The organism is Streptomyces sp. NPDC021100 (assembly GCF_044333095.1).
In the GTDB taxonomy this organism is placed as follows: Bacteria; Actinomycetota; Actinomycetes; order Streptomycetales; family Streptomycetaceae; genus Streptomyces.
In genome coordinates this window covers 20,880-44,242 of sequence record NZ_JBIRQH010000006.1, presented here as the reverse complement: position 1 = coordinate 44,242, position 23,363 = coordinate 20,880, and the positions used below count along the sequence as shown (strand labels likewise).

The following is a 23,363-nucleotide window of genomic DNA, read 5'->3' as shown; positions in this document are numbered from 1 at the left end:
GTTCCGCCCTCACAGGTCGAGGTCCTTGACCTTGTCGGTCCACTTGTCGTCGAAGGACAGGCCCCTGCGGTACGCCGCGTCGGCCAGCCCCTTCGCCCACCGCGCGTAGCGGTGGCCGAGCACCATGTCCCGCGGCCGGAACCGGTTCTCCCGGCTGTACGCCGACCGGTTCAGCCGGACGTCCGCCAGCCCGTTCCAGTCGCGGTCGCGGTACCGGACGGTGATGGGGAGCCGGCAGGCCAGCCGGATGCCCGCGGCCGCGTGCCCGCCGTGGAACGCGTCCTCCGCGACGGCGATGTCCGGCAGGTTGAACCCCTGGGGCGAGAACCGCATGACCGGCGCGTAGTTCTGCGCCTTCTTCACCGCGTTGTAGCGCATCCGCTGGGCGATGACGTTGTACATCAGCACCCGGCCGTTGGCGATGCCGAAGTCCTCCGGGCGGAAGCCGGTGCGGAAGCCCGTGTAGCAGAACAGGTCCGTGAACTCCATCGTCCACGGCTCGTCCAGCTTCCGGCCCACCGGCACCGTGAACACCGCCAGGTCCACCGGCAGGTCCTCGGCGTCCGCCGCCCAGTGCGCCACCGCCTGCAGCGCCCGCGTCGGCGAACTCCCCGCCTCCAGCGCCCGTTCCAGGAAGGCGTCCCACTCCTCGGCCGATCCCGCGCGGCCGGTGAACTCCGCGCCCGTCTCGGCGTACAGCCGCTCCGGCAGCCCGTCGGGGACGCGCGCGCTGCGCCGGTACACGGACAGCGGCAGCAGGAACTCGCGGCGCTCCCAGTTGCTGCCGTCGAAGTGCAGGCACCGCTCGTACCGCTCCTCGACGCGGGTGCGCAGCCCGCCCAGCCGGCGGGCCGCCGCCAGGACGTCGGGGGCGGTCGCGTCCGGCGGCTCCGCCTCGTCCAGCAGCCGGGCGTAGCCGCGGGACTTGCGCAGCAGGAACAGGGAGAGGGAGGCGAACGACAGCAGCGACTGGTTGAGCTCCTGGAGCACGAACCCGGCCTCCTGCCAGCACCGCAGCAGCGTCGCCAGCACCAGCCGCGTACCGCTCCACTCGGCCGGCGGCAGGGCGCGGCAGGCGGCGATCTCGGCGGCGACGGCACGGTTGTCGAGTTCCGTCTCGCCGGCGTGCAGCCGGACCCGCTCGACGGACGTGATCCGGCGCTCGAACCCGGCCAGCAGCTCCTCCCGTTCCGCCGCGGACAGGGCCTCCCAGTCCCGGCGGGCCCGGTCCGGCAGGTTGTCCAGGGCGGCGGGCGGGCCGAGCCACAGGGCGGCGTGCCCGCCCGCCGGCCCGGGACCGGCCTCCGGGTCTGCGGTGACCACCCGGAGACCGAGCGTCCGCCCGGCCGCCACGGCCGCCCTTACGTCGTCCACCACGACCAGCGGCGCGTCCAGCCGGACGGCCGCGGTGAGCGACCGCAGCCCGCCCGTCTCGTCCGCCGTGACGACCACCGTCTCCCCGGGGAGACCGGTCGCGGCACCGGCCCGCGCGAGGGCGTCGGGGAGGGCGGCGTGCAGCGGGGCGAGCCGGCCGGTCATCCGCTCCAGCGCCTCGTCCACGGCGGCGCCGCGCCCGAGGGCCAGACAGAACAGGTGCCACCAGACCAGCGAGGCCCGCGCGTATGGCACCTTGAAGTGGTACCAGAGCCGCTGGAAACGCGAGAATTCCCCGGCCGGAATTCCGTGCGCGGCGAGATCGAGCGGCCGCCCGGCCCCGGAACGGTCGTCGACGATTTTCTCCAGGACGGCGGCGTCCACGACGCGCGCCGCCACCAGGCCGGCCACCACGACGAGATCACCGTCATCGCCCAGCATGTCCAGGCGTTCGGCCAGATCCATTTCGATTTCCGCCAGCACGGACAGATCCGCGCCGGTGAAATCCGGGTGGGAGAGCAGGGGATCCGGTGCCATACGGGCGCCTCCAGAGCGGGAATCCACGGAGTGGACGGCATGGTGGGAGGGCGGTGCGGAGGAGAGGCACGGCAGTCGGCCGTTCCGCCGCGTCCGGAGATTTTCCGGAAAGCGCGGGAACGGCCGGCGCGAAGGCGGCGGCGAGAGGCACGCGCCTTCGGGAAGCATGACGTCCACGACGCTAGGGAGGGCCGTTCCGGTTGTCAATCGGCCGCGTCTGGCCGGAAGGCGTTCCCCGCCATGGGGCAGCTGGGACGGGCCGCCACCAGCGCCGCGCGGTGGTCGGAAAATCCCTTCTCCCGGCTCTTGCGGAACTCTTTCCGGAGTGACTCCGGGAATGCGCGCACATGCTCCACGAAGACTGGTTGCATGCTGAATATGCAAATGGCATGGGAGGGCTGCGGCGTTCGGCGGCCAGTCCGCCGGGCGCCTTTTCCCGACCCTGGCCGAAAGGACGTCGGCCGTTCCCCGGCGGCGGCCCGTACATCGTCCGCCGGTACGACACCCGTCCGGCTACCCTTCCCGAACCACGGCGAACCGCTACGCTTCGTCAGGAATCCCTGCAATCCGATCAGTCGGCCGATCAGTCGCCAGAGGAAGTGAGCCGGTCGTATGGCAGATGTGACGCTCCTCGTCATGGGAAACACCGGAATGCCGGCCTGGGGCCAGGACCAGATCCGGCGGCTGAGCGAACAGGCCCGGCGGCGCGGCGTCACCCTGGTGGGCGCCGACACCCCCGAGAACCTGCGGTCCGCCACCGCCCGGGACCTCGCCCACGTCGACGAGGTGGTCGCCCTCGACGTCCACCACCCCGAGGCCTGCCGGGCCTGGGCCGCCACCCGCCCGCCCGTCGACGCCGTCCTCACCGTCCGCGAACTGTCGGTGCTGCCGACCGCCGTCATCGCCCAGGAGCTCGGCCTCGCGGGCAACGACCCCGACGCGGTGCGGTGCGTCCGCACCAAGGACCTGTGCCGGCAACGGCTCCGCGAGGCGGGCTTCCCGCAGCCCCGCACCGCCGTCTGCGCCGGCGTCGCCGAAGCGGAGCGCTTCCTGGCGGAGACCGGCCCCGGCCCCTGGGTCGTCAAACCGCGCGACGGCCTCGCCAGCATCGGCGTCTCCCTCATCGACGGGCCGGAGCAACTGCCGGAGGCCGTACGGAAGTTCCGCCTCCCGTCGGCGGCCATGAGTCCGCTGCCGGCCTCCCCCTACTTCCTCGTCGAGACCTTCGTCGCCGGTGACGAGTACTCGGCCGAGGGCATCGTGCTCGGCGGCGAACCGCAGGTGCTCGCCCTGACCCGGAAGGCCGTCACCGACGGCTTCATCTCCACCAGCCAGCAGCAGCCCGCCGGCCTCGACCCGGCGACGGACCGCCTCGCCCGCGACACGGTGGCCCGCGGCCTCAAGGCCGTCGGCATCACCCGCGGCGTCTTCCACGTCGAACTCTGGGTGACCGCCACCGGCGTCGTCCTCGGCGAGTTCCACTGCCGCGGCGGCGGCGACTTCATCCACGCCCTCGTCGAGCACACCCGCCCCGGCCTGGAGCTGTACGGCACCCTCGTCGACGACCTGCTCGGCCGGACGCCCCCGCCGCTCCCCGCACCGGGCCGGGCCGCCCGCGTCGACTTCCTCTTCGCCCCGCCCGGCCGGCTCCGCGCCGTCCGCGGCTGGGACGAACTCGCCGCGCACCCCGCCGTCCTCGCCGCCGACCTCCGGGTCCGGCCCGGCGACGTCATCCCCCCGGAGAAGGACTCCTTCACCCGCTCCGGGGTCTTCGTCACCGGCGCCGACACGCCTGCGGAACGGGACGAGACCGCCACGCGGCTGGCCGGGCGGGTCGTCTTCGACATCGAGGCGGACGAGGAGGGGGCGGCCTTGACCTTGGCGGCCGAGGCCTGAACGGTTGAGAGCCCCGGTCCCGCCCTTTCACCGTTTCTTGCGGGGGCGCTGTCCCGCACCCCCGAAGCGCGCTGCGCACGCTGTCCTCAAACGCCGGACGGGCTGAATCTCAGCCCCTCCGGCGTTTGAGGACAACCGCGCGCAGCGCGGTTTCAGGGGGGCCGGGGGCTTGCCCCCGGGAATCGGCGAAGGGGCGGGACCGGGGCACAGCTCCCCGCAGGGACCGCCGACGCGTCAGGCCAGCCGCCGCACCGGCTCGCCCGCCAGGAAGGCGGCGATGTCCTCCACGGCCTGGGTGAAGTACCCGTCGTAGTTGCGCCGCGTGACGTACCCCAGGTGCGGGGTGGCCAGCAGCCGGGGGAGGGTGCGGAAGGGATGGTCGGCGGGGAGCGGCTCCTCGTCGAAGACGTCGACCCCCGCCCCGGCGATCCGGCCGGCGCGCAGGGCGCGGGCCAGCGCGTCCTGGTCCACGATGGCGGCCCGCGAGGTGTTGACGAGGTAGGCCGTCGGCCGCATCAGCCGGAGTTCCGCCTCGCCGACCAGCCCGCGGGTCCGCTCGCCCAGCACCAGGTGGACGGAGACGAAGTCGCTGTCCGAGAAGAGCTCTTCCCTGGTGACCCGGACGGCGTCCGCGGCGGCGGCCCGCTCGTCGGTGAGGTTCGGGCTCCAGGCCGCCACCTCCATGCCGAACGCCCGACCGATCCGCGCCATCCGGCTGCCGGTCTTGCCCAGCCCCAGCAGCCCCAGCCGGCGGCCGTGCAGGTCCGCCCCGACGGTGCTCTGCCAGGGGCCGCCGTCGCGCAGCGCCGTGTTCTCCGGGACCAGGCCGCGGGCCAGCCCCAGGAGCAGTGCCCAGGTCAGCTCGACGGGCGGTTCGGGGTTGCTGTCCGTTCCGCAGACGGTGACGCCGTGCCGGGCCGCCGCGGCGAGGTCGACGGACGCGTTCCGCATGCCGGAGGTGATCAGCAGCCGCAGCTTCGGCAGCCGGGCGAACAACTCGGCCGGGAACGGGGTGCGTTCCCGCATGATGACGACGATCTCGCTGTCGGCCAGCTCCTCGGCGAGCCGGTCGTGCCCCGCGACGTGCTCGCGCAGGACCCGTACGTCGACGGCGTCGCCGAGGGCCGACCAGTCGGCCGTGGAGAGGGCGACGCCCTGGTAGTCGTCGAGCACGGTGCAGCGGAGCGTCATCATGTCGTCCTTCGGTGCGGTGAACGGCCGAAACGGCTGGTGGGACGGTGACACTCTGCCAGGGGCCCGCGGCCGCCCGCCGGGGCCCCTGTCCCGCGGGACGTTCAGGCCGCGGGCAGCAGCGAGCGCAGCGGCCGGGTGTCCGGGACCTCGGCGGCCACCGCCTCCACCGCGGCCGGCACCAGCTCCCCGTAGCCCTCGGGCAGGCGCAGCCGGGCCGCGTCCGACCAGGACAGCTCCCAGCCGGCCCAGCCCGCGTCGACGAGCTCCAGCACCACGAGCGCGTGCAGGCCGCGCAGCAGTTCGGCCCGCGCGTCGGGCCCTCCGTCCTCGCCGGCCAGCCGGGCGGCGACGTGCCACAGGAGGCCGCCGTCGGCCGCGTCGAGCAGGGCGCGCAGCGAGCCGTCGCCGCCGGTGTACGCGGCGGTGGCGGCGCGCAGCCGTTCCACCTCGGCCGCCCGGTGGGCGCGGATCCCGAAGTGCACGAGCTCCGGCCACGAGGCGCGGCGCAGCCGCAGCACCTCGGGCGCCAGCGTCGCCTCCTCCAGCCGGACCAGGAGCCGCTCCGGGGCGTCGAGGAGCTCCAGGGACCACCGCGCGGGCCCACCCGTGGCGCGGCCGTCGTCGGGCAACGCCTCGATCAGCGCGACGCGTTCGGCCATCGGCGGGTGCGCGTCGTAGGGCGACGGCTCGTCCTGGGGCAGCTCGCGGGTCAGCCGCTCGAACTCCGCGTACCGGCCCGGCGCCGCGAGCAGGTGCCCGAGACCGCCGTAGAACTGCCCCTCGGGCGGCAGCAGTCCGGCCGGGAGTCCCAGCGTGGCGTAGCCGTCGAGGTAGAAGTCGTGCAGGGCGGCGAGGGCGGCGGTGCGCCGCAGCGCGGACGCGGCGGCGTCCCGGCCCGCGACGCGCACCGCCACCCGGTCGGCGGCGAGTTCCTGCCGCCGGCCGTCGCTGCGGGTGGCCCGCAGATAGAACTTGGCGTAACCGACGAAGAGGCGCGCCATCAGGCGGTAGCTCCGGCCGGCGCCCGTGGTGCCGGTCTCCTTGGGCTTCCGGCCCTTGAGGGCCCGCTTCTCGGCCGTCGCCCGCTGTTTCGTGAGCTCCTTCTCCACCCGTTTCTCGGATTGCCGCCGGAAGGCCGTCACCGTCCGGGCGAGCGCGTGCCGGCCGCGCAGGGTGATGGCGGAGATCCGGGTGTCGGCATTGCAGTAGTGACCGAATTCATGGCCGAGTACGGCACGCAGCTGACTCTCCGTCAGGCCGGTCATCAGCGGTATACCGATGTAGAGCCGGCGGCGTCCCGGAACGAGGCCCAGGAAGCGGGAGTTCTCGGAGACCGCCGCGTTCACCCCGCCGATGAGGAGGATCTCGTCGGGTGCCCGGGTCCCGGCCGTGGCGGCCACCTCGCGGACGGCCGCCCACAGCCGGGGCTGCTCCGCCTCGGTGACGGGCAGGCCGTCCTCGCCGTCGTCCCCCGGCGTGCGGAGGTGCAGCATGCCCCGGATCAGCGGGACGGTCAGCAGCAGGGGCAGGGCGATGAGCTTCACCGTCGCGGGGTGTGCGCCGAGCGACCAGTACACGAACACCCCGGTGCCGACCAGGACGCAGAGCACCGCGAGGCAGAACAGATAGAAACCGAAAAGGAGAACGAGCGCGCGGAACGCGCGAAGAGAAACGCCCATCGGGCAGTGGCCCTCACCCGGGTAAGAGAAATGAACGGTGGTGAAAGGCCGTCATTATGTCGTACGCGCGTTTGGGGCGGCAAATGTTTTGCGGGGAGTGGGCCGATCGGGGAGCCGGGTGGGAGTAGAGGCGGAACATTGAATTCCGAAATGGTCACGGAGTGCGGAGCGGGGCGCCTCCGGCGGGAGACCTAGCCAACCCCGGTGGGGCTCCCTATCATTCGAACGCTCCTCGTCCCAGCGGGCCGTGAAGATTGTCATGGGCATGCTTTGACGACGCTCCTGACCGGTTCTCTTCCGGCCCGGTCCCCCCGTCCCCTCGGGCCGCCCGCGCCGCCCGAAGGCAACCGATTGGAGCACCATGCCCGCAGGTCTGGTCACCGCCGGCGCGATCGCCACGCTGCTCGCCTCGGCGTTCGGCACCCAGCAGCCCTCGGTCATCACCAACCCGCCGCCGGACAAGATCGTCATCGAGATCGCGACGGTCAACGGCTCCGGCTGTCCGGCCGGTACGGCCGCCATCGCGGTGTCGCCCGACAACACCGCCTTCACCGTCACCTACAGCGACTACCTGGCCCAGGTCGGCGTGGGCTCCAAGCCGACCGACTTCCGCAAGAACTGCCAGCTCAACCTGATCGTGCACGTACCGCAGGGCTTCACCTACGCCATCGCCAGCGCCGACTACCGCGGCTACGCCAAGCTGGAGCCCGGGGCGACCGGCACCGAGAAGGCGTCGTACTACTTCCAGGGCTCCTCGCAGACGACGCCCAGCTCCCACACCTTCAGAGGCGCCTACGGCGACAACTGGCAGACCACCGACTCCGTCCCGGTGGGCTCCCTGGTGTGGGCGCCCTGCGGCGAGCGGCGCAACTTCAACATCAACACGGAACTCCGCGTCAACGCCGGCACGTCCGACCCCTCCAAGACCAACAGCTTCATGACCATGGACTCGACGGACGGCAGCATCAACACGATCTACCACCTGGCGTGGAAGGAGTGCCCGAGCAGGTAGCGGAAACGGCGGCCGGGACGGGCGCGCGCCCGTCCCGGCCCCACCGTCCGTCGACCGTGGGGAGTGCGGATCACATCCCGTGTTCACCATGACTTTAGGCCCCGTTAAGCGCCCGTCACCTGCGGACATAGCGCTCCGCAGGGGCACCGTGACCCAGAGGGTATAGACCTCTGGCGGAAATCACGCCAGTGTGGGGAAGACCACCGCGAAGCCCGCGGCCCCCCACGGCCCGCCTTCGCGTCCCCCCTCGATCGCACAGAGCCTCATGTCTGCTTCCAGCCGTGACACCCTGAGCCCCGCGCCCCCGGCGGACGCCCTCCTCGGCACCCCGGACGCGGTCGTCCCCCCGCCGGCCACACCGTGGCGCGGCCCGTGGGACCGCGGTCTCCCGGGCGGACCGTCCGCCACCGCCGCCGACCCGCGGCCCCGGGCCGCCGTCCCGTACCGCCCGGCGCACGCGATCTCGCTCCCCGCCTCCCCCCGCTCCGTCGCCGCCGCCCGCGCCTTCTCCCGGCGCCTGCTGGCCGAGTGGGGACTGGACGCGCTGACGGACGACACCGCCCTCCTGCTCTCCGAGCTGGTCACCAACGCGATCGTGCACGTCCCCGAGGGCACCGGCGACGTCGAGCTGTCCCTCTCCCGCACCCCCGCCCACCTGGTCGCCCGGGTCACCGACCGCGGCGGCGCCCTGCCGCGCTGCTCGCTCGCCGCGAAGGACAGCGAGAACGGCCGCGGCATGTGGCTCGTCGAGCAGATCGCCGACCGCTGGGGGCACCACACCTCCCCGGCGGGCAAGACCGTGTGGTTCGCCCTGCCGCTCCCGGACGGCCCCCGTGCCGCCGGAGGCCCGTCCGGCGGCCCCGCGGACGCCTGACCCCGCCGCCCCTCCGCGAGCGCCCGGCTGCGCGCCGCGCGGGATCCGAGGGACGATGGAGACCGCGGCGCGGCGGACGGCGGCGCGAGCGGCGGTACCGGGCCGGGCGCGACCCCCACGGACACCGGCACCCCGAGGCCGCCCCCACCGCGCGCGGGCGCAAGGAGGACCTCGCATGGGCACCACCGACGGATTCCGGACCGGCCCCGGCCGGACCCGGCCCGCCTGGGACGAGGCGGGCGGCCTCCTCGACGTGCTCAGCGTGGCCGCCGTCGTCCTCGACCGCGAGGGCCGGATCATCCTGTGGAGCCCGCAGGCCCAGGACCTGTTCGGCTGGACCCCGGCCGAGGCGCTCGGCCAGTACGCCGCCCGGCTGCTGGTCGCCGAGGAGGACCTCGCCGTCGTCCTCGACCTGTTCGACCGGGTGATGGGCGAGGGCGAGAGCTGGGCCGGCGTCTTCCCCGTCCGGCACAAGGACGGCGGCCCCCGCCTGGTCGAGCTGCGCAACGTCCGGCTGGAGGGTCGGCACGGCGCCATGTACGCCCTCGGCATCGCCACGGACCGGGAGGTGCTGCGCGACCTCGAACGCGATCTGGCGCTCTCGCTGCGCCTGGTGGCCCAGTCCCCGATCGGCCTCGCTGTCCTCGACACCGAGCTGCGCTACGTGATGGTCAACCCCGCCCTGGAGCGCATCCACGGCTTCTCCGCCGAGCACCACCTGGGGCGCCGGATCGGCGAGGTGCTGCCGTTCGTCGACATCGAGGGGAGCGAGGCCACCATGCGCCGGGTGCTGGCCACCGGCGAGCCGGAGCTGGACCGGTTCGTGGCGGGCGGCATCGGCGGGGGCGAGGACGACCGGGCCCGGCTGGTCTCCTACTACCGGCTGGAGGACGCGGGCGGGCACATCCTCGGCGTCGCCGCGTCCGTCGTCGACGTCACCGACCGCTACCGCGCCGACCTGGCCGCCGCCGAGGCCCGGCGCCGGCTGGCCCTGATCGCCGACGCCTCCGTGCTCATCGGCACCACCCTCGACCTCGACCAGACCGCCCACGAGCTGGCCGGGGTCGTCGTCCCGGCGCTGGCCGACGTCGCCGCCGTGGACGTGCTGGACGCCGCCCTGGAGGGCAACCGCGCGCCCGCGGGCCGGGCGACCGCGATCCGGGCGCTGGCCGTCGCCTCGGCCGGCACGGCGGGCGCCGTCGACGCGGCCCGGGCCGCCGACCCGACCGGCGAGCTCGCCCACTACCCGGCCGACCGGCTGGTCGCCGAGTGCGTGGCCACCGGCCGCCCGGTCCACCTGCCCCGCGTCGGCACCCGCGACCTGCCGCGCATCGCCCGCGACCGGACCGCCGCGGCCGCCCTGGCCCGGGCCGGCCTCCACTCGTACATCGCGGTGCCGCTGATCGCCCGCGGCGAGGTGCTCGGCGCCCTGGACCTGAAACGCACCGACAACCCCGTCCCGTTCACCGACGACGACGTGGTGCTGGCGGGCGAACTGGCCGCCCGCGCCGCCGTCTGCATCGACAACGCCCGCTGGTACCAGCGGGAGCGCGCCGCCGTGCTCAGCCTCCAGCGCACCCTGCTGCCCCAGCGCCCGCCCAGCCCGCCGGGCCTGGAGGTCGCGTACCGCTACCAGCCGGCCGGCACGGCCGGGCAGGTGGGCGGCGACTGGTTCGACGTCGTCCCGCAGGACGGCGGCAAGAGCGCCCTGGTCGTCGGCGACGTCATGGGCAGCGGCATCACCGCGGCCGCCGCCATGGGCCAGCTCCGCACCGCCGCCCGGACCCTCTCCGGCCTCGGCCTCGACCCGGCCCAGGTGCTCCGCCACCTCGACCGCGCCGCCACCGGTCTGGACCAGCAGATCGCCACCTGCGTCTACGCGGTGTACGACCCCGAGGGCGGCCGGTGCTGCGTGGCCAACGCCGGGCACCTCCCGCCCGTCCTGCTCCGCGACGGGGGCCCGCCCGTCCTGCTCGACCTGCCCACCGGCGCCCCGCTGGGCGTGGGCGGCGTGCCCTTCGAGAGCGTGACCGTGGACCTCGCCCCGGGCGACCGGCTCGTCCTGTACACGGACGGCCTGGTGGAGACCCGCGACGAGGCCCTGGACGTCCGCCTCGCCGAGCTCGTCCGCGTCCTCGACGCGCCCAGGACCGGCCTGGAGGAGACCTGCGACCTGCTGCTGTCGGTGTTCCGCCAGGGGAGCGACGACGATGTGGCGCTGCTGATCGCGGAGGTCGGAGGCTGAGCGGACGCCGTCCGACGGGAGGTCAGGCGCCCCCGCCGGCCTTCTCCCCGGCGGGCAGATCCCGTAAGACGCACCGGGCACGCGTGGCGGTGTCGAGGATGTCGCTCAGCATGCGGGACAGCTGGTCCACCCGCACCGGCGGGGCCTCCGACCCGGGCCCGCCGCCCGCGAGTTCGCTGTTGACCTGCCGGAAGACCTGCTCGTCGAGGAAGTAGGCGGGCCGTGGGATGCCCAGGCTGTCGCTGACCTTGAGCAGGGTCTCCAGGGTGAGGTTGGAGCCGTCCGCCGACTCGGCCTGGGAGAGCGTCCGTTTGGAGACCCCGGCGCGTTCCGCCAGCCCGGCGAGGGTGAACGGGCCGTCGGGGTGGTGGTGGCGCACGTACCGCAGGCGCCGGGCGACGTCCGCCTTGGCCGCGGTGATCCGCGCCTCCAGGGACGGGTGTTCCCCGCCCCCCGCGGGCGCTCCCCCCTGCTGCATCGTCCACCCTCTCGCGCACGCTCCGACCCGAGGACTCTAACCGGCCGGGGAACGGCCCAGCCATGGAAGTACCCAGGAGACAAAGCCGCGTTCTGTGGATGATTGCCGGATTTGTCGAGAGTGGAGACGGAGGGAAGACGGATATGGACCGACTTTGGGTGCAATACATTGCGACTTGGGGCAGCAAGTTGCCATGGCCGGATCCGGATGACTAACGTCCGCGATGACACGGACGGCGACCGCTCAAAGCCACGGGGGTGCTTTGAGGGCGGTCGCCGTCCCTGTCCCTCACTCGTCTCTCAGATACGGCACCGTCCAGCCCTCGGTGTCGTACTCGGACAGGCACCGGTCCACGAAACCGCACAGCTCGTCCCGGAGCCCGGTGCGCTCCGCGAACTGGTAGGTCTCGAAGCGGGTCACCTCCGGGTTGGCCGCGTGCAGGCTCTCGTAGAGCTCGTGCCGGCTCGCGAACTCGCTGCCCACGCCGTCCCACACCAGCTTCATCAGCTTGGCGCGCTCCTCGGCGCCGCCCCCGTCCGCGCCCCGCACGTAGACGTCCAGGAGCGGCCGGAGACCCGGGGCGCGGAAGTCCGCCGGGTGGGACACGGTACTGATGAGAGGGCCGGCGACCAGCCGCTGGATGAGCTGCCGGACCGTCCGGTACGCGGTCGGGGCCAGCACCCGGTAGGCGAGGCAGGGCGCCAGCGGAGGATGCACGCGGCCCCGCGCCCACGGCTCGGACCGCTCGGTCATGGCCGTCACCAGCGCGTGCACGGTGTGCCGCCACGCCAGCGCCTCGCCGACGCCCGACCGCACGCCCGGGTGGACGTCGCTGCCGTTGCTGCGGACGGCCTTCAGCAGCAGCCCGCACAGGAAGTCCAGCTTCACCGACATCCGGACGGCGCTGTGGAACAGGAACCGCGGCAGGAACCCGCTCCCGTGGGCGAACGCCCCGGCCCGCTCGACGTCGCGGTGGATCAGCACGTTCGGCCAGGGCACCACCGCGCGGTCGAAGACCAGCAGGGCGTCGTTCTCGTCGAACCGGCTGGACAGCGGATGGTCGAACGGGCTGTCCGACCGGCCGTCCCGGATCTCGTACCCCGCCCGGCAGACGACCTTGAGCCCCGGGGTGTGCAACGGCGCGACGAACGACACCGCGTGCGCCGGGTCGTCCGGCCGCGGACCGGTGTGACTCACGAACGCGTACTGGGTCAGGGCCGCCCCGGTGGCAACCCCCTTCGCCCCGCTCACCACGATCCCGTCGTCCGTCTCCGCCACCACCCGGACGCGGATCCCGGCGCCGTCCTCCGCATGGCGGCTCACGGGAGGGTCGACCAGGGCATGGCTCAGGAACAGCACCCGGTTCTGCGCCCGCGCGTACCAGGCCGAGGCGTTGGCCGCGAACGGGCCGTAGAAATCCGGGTCGGCGCCCAGCGTGGCCATGAACGACGCCTTGTAGTCCGGCGTCCGGCCCATCCAGCCGTACGTCATCCGCTGCCACACCGCGATGGCGTCCCGCGCGGCCCGCAGATCCGCCGTCCCGCGCGGCGCCCGGAAGAACGGGTGGGTGACCGTGCCGCCCGCGTCGCTGTCCACGGTGAGCACCCCGCGCAGCGCCGGGTCGTGGAGGGCGTCGTAGAGCCGGGCCAGCGTCCGGGCGCTGTTGCGGAACGCCGGGTGGGCGGTGACGTCCGCGACGCGCTCGCCGTAGATCCACACCTCGCGGCCGTCCCGCAGGCTCTCCAGGTACTCCGCGCCGGTCGGCGGCCGTTCGACGGCGCGGCCGCCGTCCGGGCGCGGCGGGGCGGGGGAGCCGACGTGCTGGTCGGGCATGGGCGGTGCCTCCTGCCGGTCGTCTGTCGGTCGTTGTCGTTCCCGCGTCTCCGTGCCCGCGCCGCGTCCCCTCGTCCGCCCGGTGGAGGACCCGCGCACGGCGCCCGGCGGGGAGGCACCGGCAGCGGTGCCCCGGTCGTCCGCGCGGCCCCGGCCGCGCCCGGTGTCAGCCCGCCATCGCGCTGACACCCCCGTCGACGACGACGTCCGCGCCGTTCACGTACGCCGCCGCGTCCGACGCGAGGAACGCCGCCAGCGCGGCCACCTCCTCCGGCTGGCCCACCCGCCCGGCCGGGATCCGCCGCAGCAGGCCGGGCACCCCGCCGCCCGGGTCGTCGATGTGCGGAGCCGTCGCACGGGTCCGGATCAGCCCGGGGCTGATGGAGTTGACCCGGATCCCGTGCGCCGCGCCCGCCCCGCACAGGTGCCGCGTCAGCGCGAGCACACCCCCCTTCGCCGCGCCGTGCGCCGCCTGCTGGACGAAGAGGGCGCCGCGCGAGCCGGACACCGACGCGACGTTGAGGACGACCCCGCCGCCCCGCGCGACCAGATGCGGCCACGCGGCCCGGGTGCACAGGTAGACGAGGTCGAGCTCGTTGCGGATGGTGTGCTCCCAGTCGTCCGGGCCGAGCCGGTCGAACGGCGCGTTCCGCAGCGACGACGCGTTGTTGCACAGGACGTCGAACGGGCCGAACGCGTCCAGGGCGAAGCCGGTCCACGCCTCGGCGCCCTCCCGCGTCGCGAGGTCGACCGGCGCGAGCGACACCATCTCCCCGCCCGCCTCCTTCACCAGCCGGACCGTCTCCTCCGCCGTCCGGGGATCGCGCCCGCACCCGACGACGCGGGCGCCCTCCCGGGCGAACTCCACGGCCATTGCCCGGCCGATGCCCGAACTGGTCCCGCTGATCAGGACGGTCTTGCCGTCAAGCCGGCCCATGGCGGTGTCCTCCGTTCGCCGGGTGCTCGGGAAACCGGCGCCGCGGACCGTCCGCGGACGCCGTCGAGGAAGGCGGCGGTCCGCTCGGGGGTGGCGATGCTGTGCCACATGGCCGGCGGATCGTCGAAGTTGGCGGCGAAGGCCGCGGCCACCGCCGGGTCCGCGGCCGCCGCCCGGAACAGCTCCAGCAGCTGCGGGGTGGGCGGCCGCACGAACGCGGCGGTCCACTGCGCCACGCTCTCCGCGTACGGCCGCATCCGCTCCTCCGCGGCCCGGCAGAACGCCTCGCCGAACGGCGGCCCGGCGGCCACCGCCTCGGCGAACTCCAGGGCGCAGTACGAGGCCAGGTTGGCGCCCTGCGCGGTGATCGGGTCGTTGACGCACCACGCGTCCCCCAGCGCGAACGCCCACGTGTCGTCGGCCAGCGCCCGCCACGCCCGGCGCACCACCGGCACCACCCCGCCCTGGACCAGGTCGCCCGGCCCGTTCAGCCGGAACTCCCGCCCGTCGATCCGCTCGCGCAGCCCGGGCACGTGGCGGCGGAGCGCGTCGAGCACGACGGCGTGGAAGCGGTCCGGGTCCTGGGCGTACGGGGTGCGGCAGACGGGTTCGAGCGGGCCGCCGGGGACGGCCTCCAGGCCGAGGACGTCGACGCGGCCGTCCGCGCAGACGAACGGCATCCGCAGCACCTCGCCCACCTCGGGCACGGCATGGAACTCGATGCTCCGGGGGACGGCCTCCGTGATGCCCCGGTACAGCCCGCCGCACAGCACCCGCTGCGGGGCGTCGAACGGGGAGCGCCGGGGGTCCCGGGGGAACAGCTCGCCGGCCGCCCTGCCCCCGGCGACGACGACCAGGTCGTACCCGTCCGCGAGCCCGCGGACCGTCCGCGCGGTGAGCTCGGTGACGACGTGCCGGCCGCCCCGCGCCACGTACTCCTCGACCAGCGCGGGCAGGTAGAGCCGGAAGTCGACCATGCTGTAGGCGGGATGGGGGTCGGCGCGGAAGCGCAATGGCTCCGGGCCGTGGACGGTGACCGTCCGGGTCTCGGCCAGGGTGTCCGGCGCGGTCCAGAAGTCGACGCCCAGCAGGGCCTCGCGGCGGCGGGTGCTCCCCGAGCGGGCCACGAAGTTCAGCGCCCGGCCGCGCCGGACGTCCTCCGGGGCGCGCGCCCCGAACAGCGTCGCCTCCACGCCCAGTTGACGCAGCCGCAGGGCGAGGTGGAGACCGGCGACGCCGTCCCCGGCGATGGCGATCCTCATGGGCCCACCACCCGCCGGGCGGCCGGGCCCCGGAGCTTGCCGGTGGCGCCGCGGTCGATGCGGTCCACGATGGTGATCCGCCCGACGGTGACGCCGAGTTCGCGCAGCACCTCGGTGGTCCGCCGGGGGACCAGGCACGGCTCGCCGGGGGCGGCGACGAGCAGTTCGACGTGCTCGCCGCGGAGCGGGTCGGCGACGGGCACACAGGCGAGGTCGGCACAGGCCAGGGCGGCGCGCAGCCGCTCCTCCAGCACGTCGAGGTCGATCCGGCGGCCGTTGACCTTGATCAGCCGGGAGCGGCGGCCGTGGAACCGGAAGGTGCGGTCGTCCAGCCGCCGGACGTGGTCGTCGGTGGTCCACCGGGGCAGTGGCCGGCCGTCCGGGGCGAGGGCGAGCCGGGGGCCCGAGACGGTGAGCCGGCCGGCGGGCCCGGGGGCGAAGCGGACGTCGTCCATCAGCGTCCAGGGCTCCGACGCCCCCGCCGCCGGCGTCCGGAGCGACGGCCCGGTCCGCTGCCGGTGGGCGATGGCTCCGGTCTCCGTCGACCCGAACACCTCCACCAGCCGCACCCGTCCGGGGCCGGTCGCCGCGGCGAACTCCCCGGCCGTCGCCGGGAGCGTCGCCGTGCTGTGCAGGACGGTGACGTGCTCGCGCCGGCCCAGCACCGACGGGTCGCGGAGCAGGACGGGGAAGGCCCACGGGATGGCGGCCACCAGCCACCGGCCCGCGTCGAGGGCGGGCGCCGGCAGGCCGTACCGCGGCCAGTAGCAGAGGGGGACGCCGAGCGCGGCGGGCAGCAGCACGGTGGCGACCAGGCCGTAGAGATGGGCCGGGGGAGCGAAGGACAGCACCGCCCGGGGGCGGTCGGCGCGGACCAGCCCGGCCAGCAGGTGCGCCTCCGTCCACAGCTGCCACCTGCTGTGATGCCAGCGGACGGCGGGACCCGTGCTGCCGGAGGTGCACACCTCGACGAGGTCCGGCACCACCTCCGCCACCAGCCGCGCGGCCGCCCCCGCCGCCAGCCCGTCCCAGCGGACGACCGACGGACCCGGCAGCCGGTCCGGCGCGGCCAGCACCTCGGTGAGGAACTCGCGCGGCGACGGCTCCGGATAGCACTCCATCACCGCTCCCCACCGGCCGGGCCCACCACCGCGGCCGCGTACGTGCCGCCCCACGCGGCGGCGGTCACCAGGGCGCGGCGCGGCCCGGCCGCCCGCTCGTCCGAGAGGAACGCGCGGGCGCCGGGCAGCGGATCGGGCGGCTCCGTCGCGTACGGCAGCCGGCCGCCGCCGCAGCCGTGGAGCGCGGCGACGAGGGACAGCAGCGGGCCGGCCGCCTGGCAGTGCCCGACCGCCCCCGCGAGGGCGGTCAGCCGGGTGCCGGCCGGCTTCAGGCAGGAGGCGACGGCGGCGAGTTCGGCCTCGTCCAGGGCCGGTACGCCGTGGGCGCACCCGTAGACGTCCACGTCCTCCGTGCCCCGCGCGCGGGCCCGGTGCGGGGCGGGGCCGTGCAGGGCCTCCTCCAGCGCCCGGGACCAGGTCTCGGCGCACAGCGGCGCGCCGGGCACCCGTCCGGGACCCGACGTCACCGCGTGCCCGAGCAGCGCGCCGAGCGCGTCCGCGCCCCGGGCCCGGGCGTGGCCGGCCGCCTCCAGCACCACGGCCGCCGCCGCCGGCGCGACCGGGCCCGGGGCCGGCGTCCGCGCGTACGGCCGGGACGGGCCGGGGCCGCGCAGCCCGTAGGCGCCGAACGCCCGCGCGAGCGTGCCGGTGACCTCGTCGGCCGCCACGACGACGACGGCGTCGGCCTGGCCCGCGCGGATCAGGTCGGCCGCGTGGCCCAGGGCGACCAGCCCGGAGGCGTCGCCGGTGGAGGCGGCCGAGAGCGGGCCGCCCAGGCCCAGTTCCAAGGTGGCGTAGCCGGCTGTCACGCTGGTGACGATGTTCGGCGCGTGCACGGCGCTGACGTACTCCGGACCTTCGCGGCGGACGGTCTCGTTGAGCCGCTCCACGGTCCCGATCGGGCCGGCGGCGGTGGCGAGGACGACGCCGACGCGCGCGCCGTCCCGCAGCCCCGCGTCGTCCCAGGCCATGCGCGCGGCGGCCACCGTCAGCGCGCCCAGGGCGTCGACCCGCGACCGGTGGCCCGGGGCGAGGTGGCCGGCCAGGTCCTCCGGTACGCGGAGCGTGCCGCCCGGGGCGGGGCCGCGCAGGGCGGTGAGGAACGCGCGCCGCCCGAGCCCCAGCGGCGAGACGACGCCGGCGCCGGTGAACACGAGCTCCGTGCCGGGCGGTGCCGGGTTTGCGCCGCCGTCCCGGGACAGGACCAGCGAGCAGCAGGCGCCGCCGAACGCGATCGAGTTGGACAGGGCGACCCGGACGTCGGCCCGTCGGGCGGTGCGCGGGACGACGTCCCAGGCCGGTGTCGGGTCCGCGTTGGCGGTCGGCGGGAGGAGCCCGTCCCGCAGCGCCAGCGCGGTCAGCACCGCCTCGACGACGCCGCAGGCTCCCAGCGTGTGCCCGACCTGCGGCTTGGAACTGCTCATCGGCGGCGGGTGCGGGCCGGTGAACACCGCCCGCATGGCGCTGAGTTCGGCCGTGTCGTTGGCCGGCGTCCCGGTGCCGTGGCCGTTGACGTAGCCGACCGCGTCCGGGCCGAGACCCGCCCGGCCCAGCGCGCCGAGCATCGCGTTCCGCAGCCCGGCGCCGTCCGGCGGCGGCGCGGTGATGTGGTGGGCGTCGCTGGTCAGCCCGTAGCCGAGCAGACAGGCGAGGACCGGCACCCCGCGCGCCCGCGCCGACCCCTCCGACTCCAGCACCAGGAACGCCACCGCCTCCCCGAGGCTCAGCCCGCCGCTGCGGGCGTAGGGCGCGCACGGCGCGGAGTCGATCGACTTCCAGCTGGCGAACGTGGCGACGGTGGTGACGTTCAGCGCCTCGTACCCGCCCACCAGCATCACCGTGGCCCGTCCGGCGGCGACCGCGTCGTACGCGTACCCGACGGCGTTGGCGCCGGCGACGCACCCGGTGGCGAAGACCGCCTTCGGCCCCCGGGCGCCGACGGCCGCCCCGAGCTCGTCGGCCACGGTGTGCGCCGGGTGCGCGGCGGGACCGGTGGCCGCCCGGTAGCGCTTCCAGAGTTCCTCGGAGCCGGCGTTGGTCCCGAGGGCGAGGCCGATCTCGTACGGGTCGAGGGCGTCGGGGGTGAGCGCGGCGTGCCGCAGGGCGCCGAGACCGGCTTCACGGATGAGGAGGGCGGCGTCGCGGGGTTCGGTGGGGGTGGAAGGCTCGGTACGGCCTGTGGTCTCGGGGCTCTCGGCGCCCCCGGGCGGCGTGACGGCGCGGGTGCTCTCAGCGCTTGCCGGGCCCGAGGCGCCCGCCGGGGAGCCTCCCGTCCCCGGGGTCTCCGGCGCTCCCGGCCGCGACGACGCCGGGAGCCGTGCCGCCACCACGTCCGCCAGGTCCGAGCACCGCCCGAGAGCCGAGTCGCCGGCGCACACGGCCCGCCAGACCTCCTCCGTCCCGACGCCCAGCCCGGTGGCCAGGTACACCCCGGTGACGGCGACGCGCGGCGCTGCGGCGGGCCGTTCGGCGGGGCTCATACGGCACCGCCTCCGGCCGCCCGCCGCGCCTCCGCCGGGGCGCGGGCGGCCGCGGGGTTCCCGGCGGGCCCGTCGGCGGGCTCCGTGACGAGGGCCACGATGGCGCGGATGGTCCGCAGCCGGTCCGGTTCGACGGGCCGGGGCGGGAGTCCCAGGACCCGCTCCACCCGGGTGAGGACTTCCAGTTGGGCCAGGCTGTCGTAGATCGCGTCCGGCAGTTCGTCCAGCGGCCGGTCGCGGGGCCACTCGGCCGCCGACGTGCCGAGGACCGCCCCGACGGTCGCGCGGACGACGGACTCGGCGGCGCGCGGTTCCTTCACGCGCGGTGCGTCGGCGCGCGGTTCCGTGGCGCGCGGTTCATCGGGCATGGGACCTCCCCTGCTGTGCGGGCAGCCCGTCGGCCGCCTCGGCGTCGGCTGCCGCGAGCGGTGCGGTGAGCCGTCCGGACCGGATCAGGCCGACGAGACCGGCCAGGTCGGTGTCGAGCCGCCGGTCCCGGTCGACGAACGGGGCCACCGTCCGCACCAGGTCGCGGGCGGCCCGTGTGGCGGGGGCCATCCGGTCGCAGCCCCGCAGGTCCACCGCCTGGCACAGCGCGGCCAGGGCGATCGCGGCGATGTTCTGGACCAGTTCGACGGCCCGCAGGGCGTCGCGGGCCGCGATGGAGGCCATGCTCACCTTGTCCTGGTTGTGGGACTCGGTCGAGCGGGAGAACGCCGTCGCCGGCGCGCTGTTCTTCAGCGCCTCGGCCGCCAGGGAGGAGCAGGCGATCTGCGCGGCCTTGAAGCCGTGGTGGATGCCGGCGTCGGCGTCCGTGTCGTCCGTCGGGCGGACCAGGTTCGCGGTCAGGCCCTGGTTGCTCTTCTCGTCGACCACCAGCGCCACCTGCCGGTCCAGCAGGTCGCCGACGCTCGCCACGGCCAGTTTGAGGGCGTCCATCGCCTGTCCGACGTGGCCGCCGTAGAAGTTGCCGCCGTGGTGGACCTCCCCGGCCACCGGGTCGAACAGGGGGTTGTCGTTGGTGGAGTTGATCTCGGTGTCGAGCCAGTCGGTGACCCAGTCCAGCGTGTCGTTGAGCACCCCGGTCACCTGTGGCGCGCAGCGCACGGAGTAGCGATCCTGCAGTCCGGTGCGCAGCATCTGGTAACCGGCGCCGTCGAGCCGGGGGTTGGCGCCGACCCGCTCCTGGTGCTCGACGGTCAGCTTGGAGCCCGCCAGCAGACGGCGGATCCGCGCCGCGCTGGCCCGCTGCCCCGGATGCGGCTTGTGCGTGTGCAGGAACGGTTCGAACGGGCCGCTGCTGGCCTGGACGGCCTCCGCCGTCAACGCCGTGCACAGGTCCGCGACGACGGCCAGCTCGCGCGCCGCGCGGACGGCCGCGACCGCGTAACCGCTCATGAACGACGTGCCGTTGATCAGCGCCAGCCCCTCCTTCGGCGCCAGCTCCACCGGGGTGAGCCCGGCCCGGCGCAGCGCCGCGGCGGCGGACCGGGGCTCGCCCCGGTGCAGCACCCGGCCGTTGCCGGTCAGCATGTCGGCCAGGTACGCCAGCGGGACGAGGTCGCCGCTCGCGCCCACCGAACCCCGCTCCGGGATCAGCGGCAGGATGTCCTCGCGCAGGCAGTCCGCCAGCAGCTCCACCAGCCCGACCCGCACCCCGGAGTAGCCGCGGGCCAGGCAGTTGGCCCGGATCAGCATGGTCGCCCGGGTCACGTCGGCCGGCGCCGGGTCGCCGCTCCCGGCCAAGTGGCCCGAGATGAGATTGCGTTGGAGGGCGGCGGCCTTCGCCGGCCCGATGTGCCGCCCGCAGCTGTCGCCGAAGCCGGTGGTCACCCCGTACACGGGCTGCCCGGAGGCGACGAGCCCGTCCTTGACCCGCTGGGCGGCGGCCATCCGCGCCCCGGCGGCGGGGTCGAGCCGGATCTCCCGTCCCTCGGGGCGGCGCGCGAAGTCCGCGACCTCGTCGGCGCGCAGAGCGTCGGATCCCAATACCAGGGCCGCGCCGGTCGTTCCGGCCCGCGGCGGATTCTGTGTAGGCGTCAACGGCATTACGGAGACCCCCTCGATCCTGGTTTCCCTCCGGATCGTAGGCGGATTTCACCGCCGCGGGTGAGGGGCCGGGAGGAAGGAGAACCCGAACGTGGCATCCGTACGCCAATACGATGACGGATTCCCGCCCGAATTGCGGCGTCATTCGACCGGAATTCCGCGCCGTCCTGGGATAAATGACGTCGGAATTCATGGGATGAACCGCCGATCGCGCAACGGCCGATCGCGCAACGGCCGACGCGGCTACCGGCCGCCGCGCGCACGGCCCCGCGGCCCGTACGGCCGAACGACGTGAGGGAGCACCGCAGATGCCACAGGATCCCCCCGCCCCCTCCGGACTCCTCCGCCCCGCCCGGCGGCACGTCCTCGGTCTCGGCGCCACCCTGAGCGGGTTCTTCGTCCTCCGCGGCGCCTCGGCCACCGGGGCCGGCCAACACCCGGAAGCCCCGGCCGCCCTCACCGTGCGCACCGGCGATACCGTCACCCTCGCCCGCACCACCCGCCTCCGCCGCCTCACCGTCGAGCCCGACGGCGTCCTCGCCGCCCCGGAGGGCAAGGACCTGACCCTCACCGTGGACGGGATCGAGACCGGTACCGTACTGACCGCCGACGACCGGCTCCGGATCGCTCCGGGGACCTACCGCGGCGACGTGGCCGTCACCGTGACCGAGCGGCACACCGTCCGCCACCACGGCCTCACCTTCCCCTTCCGGCAGGCCCTGTACGTCGACGCCGCCGGCCCGGACCCCGCCCGTTCGGTCTCCGCCGCGCGGCGCGGCGGCAGGACCGGCCGGTCGGCGGCCGAGGGCCTGACCGTCGTCTCCACCGGTGGGGTCTTCAACGGCGTCCACGTCGACGGCGGTTCGTACCTGCTCCGTGGCCCGCGCGTCGACCTCACCGGCGACGGCCGCTGCGACTTCGTCGGCTACGGTGCCGCCCTCACGGCCAGCGGCCCCGGGACCCGCCTGGTGGTGGACGAAGCCCGGATCACCTGCCACGGCGTGGTGCGCGCCGCGCTGGTCGCCACCGGCGGCGCCACGGTCGTCGTCCGGAACTCCCTGCTCCGCACGCGCGACGGCACGCTGCCGGCCGGCTACCGGCCCACCGTCGACCCCCGCCACATGAGGGCCGCGCCCTGGCTCCTCGGCATCACCGGCAACGCCCGTACCACCAACCTCAGTGGCAGGGGCACTACCGTCGCCTACCTCGCCTCCACCCTCATCTCGGAGGGCTGGGGCGTCCTGTCCTCCGAGAGCGGCAGCGCCGGCAGTCGGCTCACGGCGGTCAACTGCCAGGTGACGGCGGCCCACAGCGGCTACGGCTCCTACGCCTGCGACGGCGTCACCCAGCACCTCCTGGGCTGCGACCTCGACGTCGCCGATTACGTGGCCGTCATCCGCGACGGTTCCGTGCACTACGGCGACAGCACCCGGGAAGCGGTACGGAGACTCGCCGCCGACTGGAGGCTGGGCCTGGCGGAGACGGACCTGGCCGCGCTGACCCCGCGCCGCACCACCATCCGCTCCCGCCGCTTCGGCGTGCTGTGGCACGGCCGCGCCCGCCTCCGCGTCGACGGCGGTACCGTGCTCGACACCGTCGGCCCGGTGCTCCTCGGCAAGGGGCAGCCCGCGCGGATCACCGTCGACGGCTCCCGCGGCGCGCGCCTGCGGTCCGCCGGCGGCGTCCTGATGCAGCTCATGGACGACGACGACCCGGGCCCACGCGGCGCTGCGGAGCCTCAGGAGATCGCCGACCGCGTCCACCGCGACCCGCCCGGCCCACCCGTCCGCGCCGAGGGCTTCGACACCACCGCCCCCCATCGCACCGACGTCACGGCCGAGTTCACCGACGCCGATCTGACCGGGGACCTCCTCAACGGCACCCGCGGCGGCACCCGCCGGCTGCCCGGCCTCAACCTGCACCTCACCCTGGTCCGTACCCGCCTCGCGGGCCGCGTCACCGCCACCACCGCCCGGCACCGGATCGCCGCCGTCGACGCGTCCCACCTCCGGGAGCTGGGCGTCGTCACCAACACGGCGTCCCCGGTGGTCAACAACGGCGTGGTCCTCACCCTCGGACCGGGCAGCCGGTGGACGCCCACCGGCACCTGCCACCTGTCGGCCCTCCGCCTGGACCGCACCGCTCGGCTGGCCGCTCCGCCCGGCACGAGACTGGAGGTCACCGTCGACGGCCGTCCAGCCGTCCCCGCGCCCGGCGGCGCGTGGACCGGCGCCGTCGCCGTCCGCGTCCGGCCGGCCGGGCCGCGCTCGGAACCGACGGCCGACGGCTCACGACCGGCGCCGCACCCGCGGCGTCCCCCCGGCGCGCCATGACCGTACGACGGCCCCCCGCTCGGTGGCGCGCGCCGCGCGAGGCGTGGAAGACCTGCTCC

At 75.2% G+C, this 23,363-nt stretch carries 16 protein-coding genes; 5 read left to right on the top strand and 11 right to left on the bottom strand.

What is annotated here, in order from left to right; all coding sequences use genetic code 11:
• Window positions 1–9: 9 nt before the first annotated feature.
• Window positions 10–1,911 (bottom strand): hypothetical protein, encoded by a 1,902-nt coding sequence (locus ACH4PU_RS13985; RefSeq protein WP_398271009.1) that lies wholly within the window; start codon window positions 1,909–1,911, stop codon window positions 10–12.
• A 636-nt stretch (window positions 1,912–2,547) separates the two neighbouring features.
• On the opposite strand from ACH4PU_RS13985, the gene ACH4PU_RS13980 reads away from it, so the two are divergent.
• Complete coding sequence (locus ACH4PU_RS13980) at window positions 2,548–3,807, top strand: ATP-grasp domain-containing protein (protein WP_398271006.1); 1,260 nt, start codon at window positions 2,548–2,550, stop codon at window positions 3,805–3,807.
• 234 nt (window positions 3,808–4,041) lie between these two features.
• Here ACH4PU_RS13980 and ACH4PU_RS13975 read toward each other — a convergent pair whose 3' ends face one another.
• Window positions 4,042–4,998 (bottom strand): D-2-hydroxyacid dehydrogenase family protein, encoded by a 957-nt coding sequence (locus ACH4PU_RS13975; RefSeq protein WP_398271003.1) that lies wholly within the window; start codon window positions 4,996–4,998, stop codon window positions 4,042–4,044.
• A 104-nt stretch (window positions 4,999–5,102) separates the two neighbouring features.
• Window positions 5,103–6,680 carry a M48 family metalloprotease gene (locus ACH4PU_RS13970; RefSeq protein ID WP_398271000.1) on the bottom strand — a complete coding sequence of 526 codons (1,578 nt, stop codon included), beginning with the start codon at window positions 6,678–6,680 and terminating at the stop codon, window positions 5,103–5,105.
• Window positions 6,681–7,041: 361 nt separating this feature from the next.
• On the opposite strand from ACH4PU_RS13970, the gene ACH4PU_RS13965 reads away from it, so the two are divergent.
• The 3 genes from ACH4PU_RS13965 (at window position 7,042) to ACH4PU_RS13955 (ending at window position 10,811) form a co-directional block, all read left to right on the top strand.
• Window positions 7,042–7,692: a DUF4360 domain-containing protein gene (locus ACH4PU_RS13965; RefSeq protein ID WP_398270997.1), complete on the top strand. Its 651-nt coding sequence runs from the start codon at window positions 7,042–7,044 to the stop codon at window positions 7,690–7,692.
• A 265-nt stretch (window positions 7,693–7,957) separates the two neighbouring features.
• A complete protein-coding gene (locus ACH4PU_RS13960; protein ID WP_398270994.1) occupies window positions 7,958–8,566 on the top strand; it encodes an ATP-binding protein in 609 nt (202 codons plus the stop codon).
• A 175-nt stretch (window positions 8,567–8,741) separates the two neighbouring features.
• Window positions 8,742–10,811, top strand: a complete 2,070-nt coding sequence (locus ACH4PU_RS13955) for a SpoIIE family protein phosphatase (RefSeq protein WP_398270992.1) — start codon at window positions 8,742–8,744, stop codon at window positions 10,809–10,811.
• A 22-nt stretch (window positions 10,812–10,833) separates the two neighbouring features.
• Here the strand turns inward: ACH4PU_RS13955 and ACH4PU_RS13950 are convergent, their stop codons facing one another.
• The 8 genes from ACH4PU_RS13950 to ACH4PU_RS13915 all read right to left on the bottom strand — a co-directional run bounded on the left by ACH4PU_RS13950 (window position 10,834) and on the right by ACH4PU_RS13915 (window position 20,965).
• Window positions 10,834–11,289, bottom strand: coding sequence for a helix-turn-helix domain-containing protein (locus tag ACH4PU_RS13950; protein WP_398270989.1), 456 nt, complete (start codon window positions 11,287–11,289; stop codon window positions 10,834–10,836).
• Window positions 11,290–11,577: 288 nt separating this feature from the next.
• Window positions 11,578–13,122, bottom strand: a complete 1,545-nt coding sequence (locus ACH4PU_RS13945) for a 4-hydroxyphenylacetate 3-hydroxylase family protein (RefSeq protein WP_398270986.1) — start codon at window positions 13,120–13,122, stop codon at window positions 11,578–11,580.
• 166 nt (window positions 13,123–13,288) lie between these two features.
• The gene (locus tag ACH4PU_RS13940) at window positions 13,289–14,059 is read right to left on the bottom strand and encodes an SDR family NAD(P)-dependent oxidoreductase (RefSeq protein ID WP_398270983.1); all 771 of its coding nucleotides are present in this window, start codon (window positions 14,057–14,059) and stop codon (window positions 13,289–13,291) included.
• Window positions 14,029–15,321: a styrene monooxygenase/indole monooxygenase family protein gene (locus ACH4PU_RS13935; RefSeq protein WP_398270980.1), complete on the bottom strand. Its 1,293-nt coding sequence runs from the start codon at window positions 15,319–15,321 to the stop codon at window positions 14,029–14,031. Before ACH4PU_RS13935 ends, ACH4PU_RS13940 begins: the two co-directional genes overlap by 31 nt.
• Complete coding sequence (locus ACH4PU_RS13930; RefSeq protein WP_398270977.1) at window positions 15,318–16,442, bottom strand: AMP-binding protein; 1,125 nt, start codon at window positions 16,440–16,442, stop codon at window positions 15,318–15,320. The genes ACH4PU_RS13935 and ACH4PU_RS13930 overlap by 4 nt, the downstream gene beginning before the upstream one ends.
• Window positions 16,442–18,922: a beta-ketoacyl synthase N-terminal-like domain-containing protein gene (locus ACH4PU_RS13925; protein ID WP_398270975.1), complete on the bottom strand. Its 2,481-nt coding sequence runs from the start codon at window positions 18,920–18,922 to the stop codon at window positions 16,442–16,444. Before ACH4PU_RS13925 ends, ACH4PU_RS13930 begins: the two co-directional genes overlap by 1 nt.
• Complete coding sequence (locus tag ACH4PU_RS13920) at window positions 18,919–19,290, bottom strand: acyl carrier protein (RefSeq protein WP_398270972.1); 372 nt, start codon at window positions 19,288–19,290, stop codon at window positions 18,919–18,921. The genes ACH4PU_RS13925 and ACH4PU_RS13920 overlap by 4 nt, the downstream gene beginning before the upstream one ends.
• Window positions 19,280–20,965 carry an aromatic amino acid lyase gene (locus ACH4PU_RS13915; RefSeq protein ID WP_398270969.1) on the bottom strand — a complete coding sequence of 562 codons (1,686 nt, stop codon included), beginning with the start codon at window positions 20,963–20,965 and terminating at the stop codon, window positions 19,280–19,282. Before ACH4PU_RS13915 ends, ACH4PU_RS13920 begins: the two co-directional genes overlap by 11 nt.
• Window positions 20,966–21,279: 314 nt before the next feature.
• Between ACH4PU_RS13915 and ACH4PU_RS13910 the strand changes: the two genes are divergently transcribed.
• The gene (locus ACH4PU_RS13910; protein WP_398270966.1) at window positions 21,280–23,304 is read left to right on the top strand and encodes a hypothetical protein; all 2,025 of its coding nucleotides are present in this window, start codon (window positions 21,280–21,282) and stop codon (window positions 23,302–23,304) included.
• Window positions 23,305–23,363 lie beyond the last annotated feature (59 nt).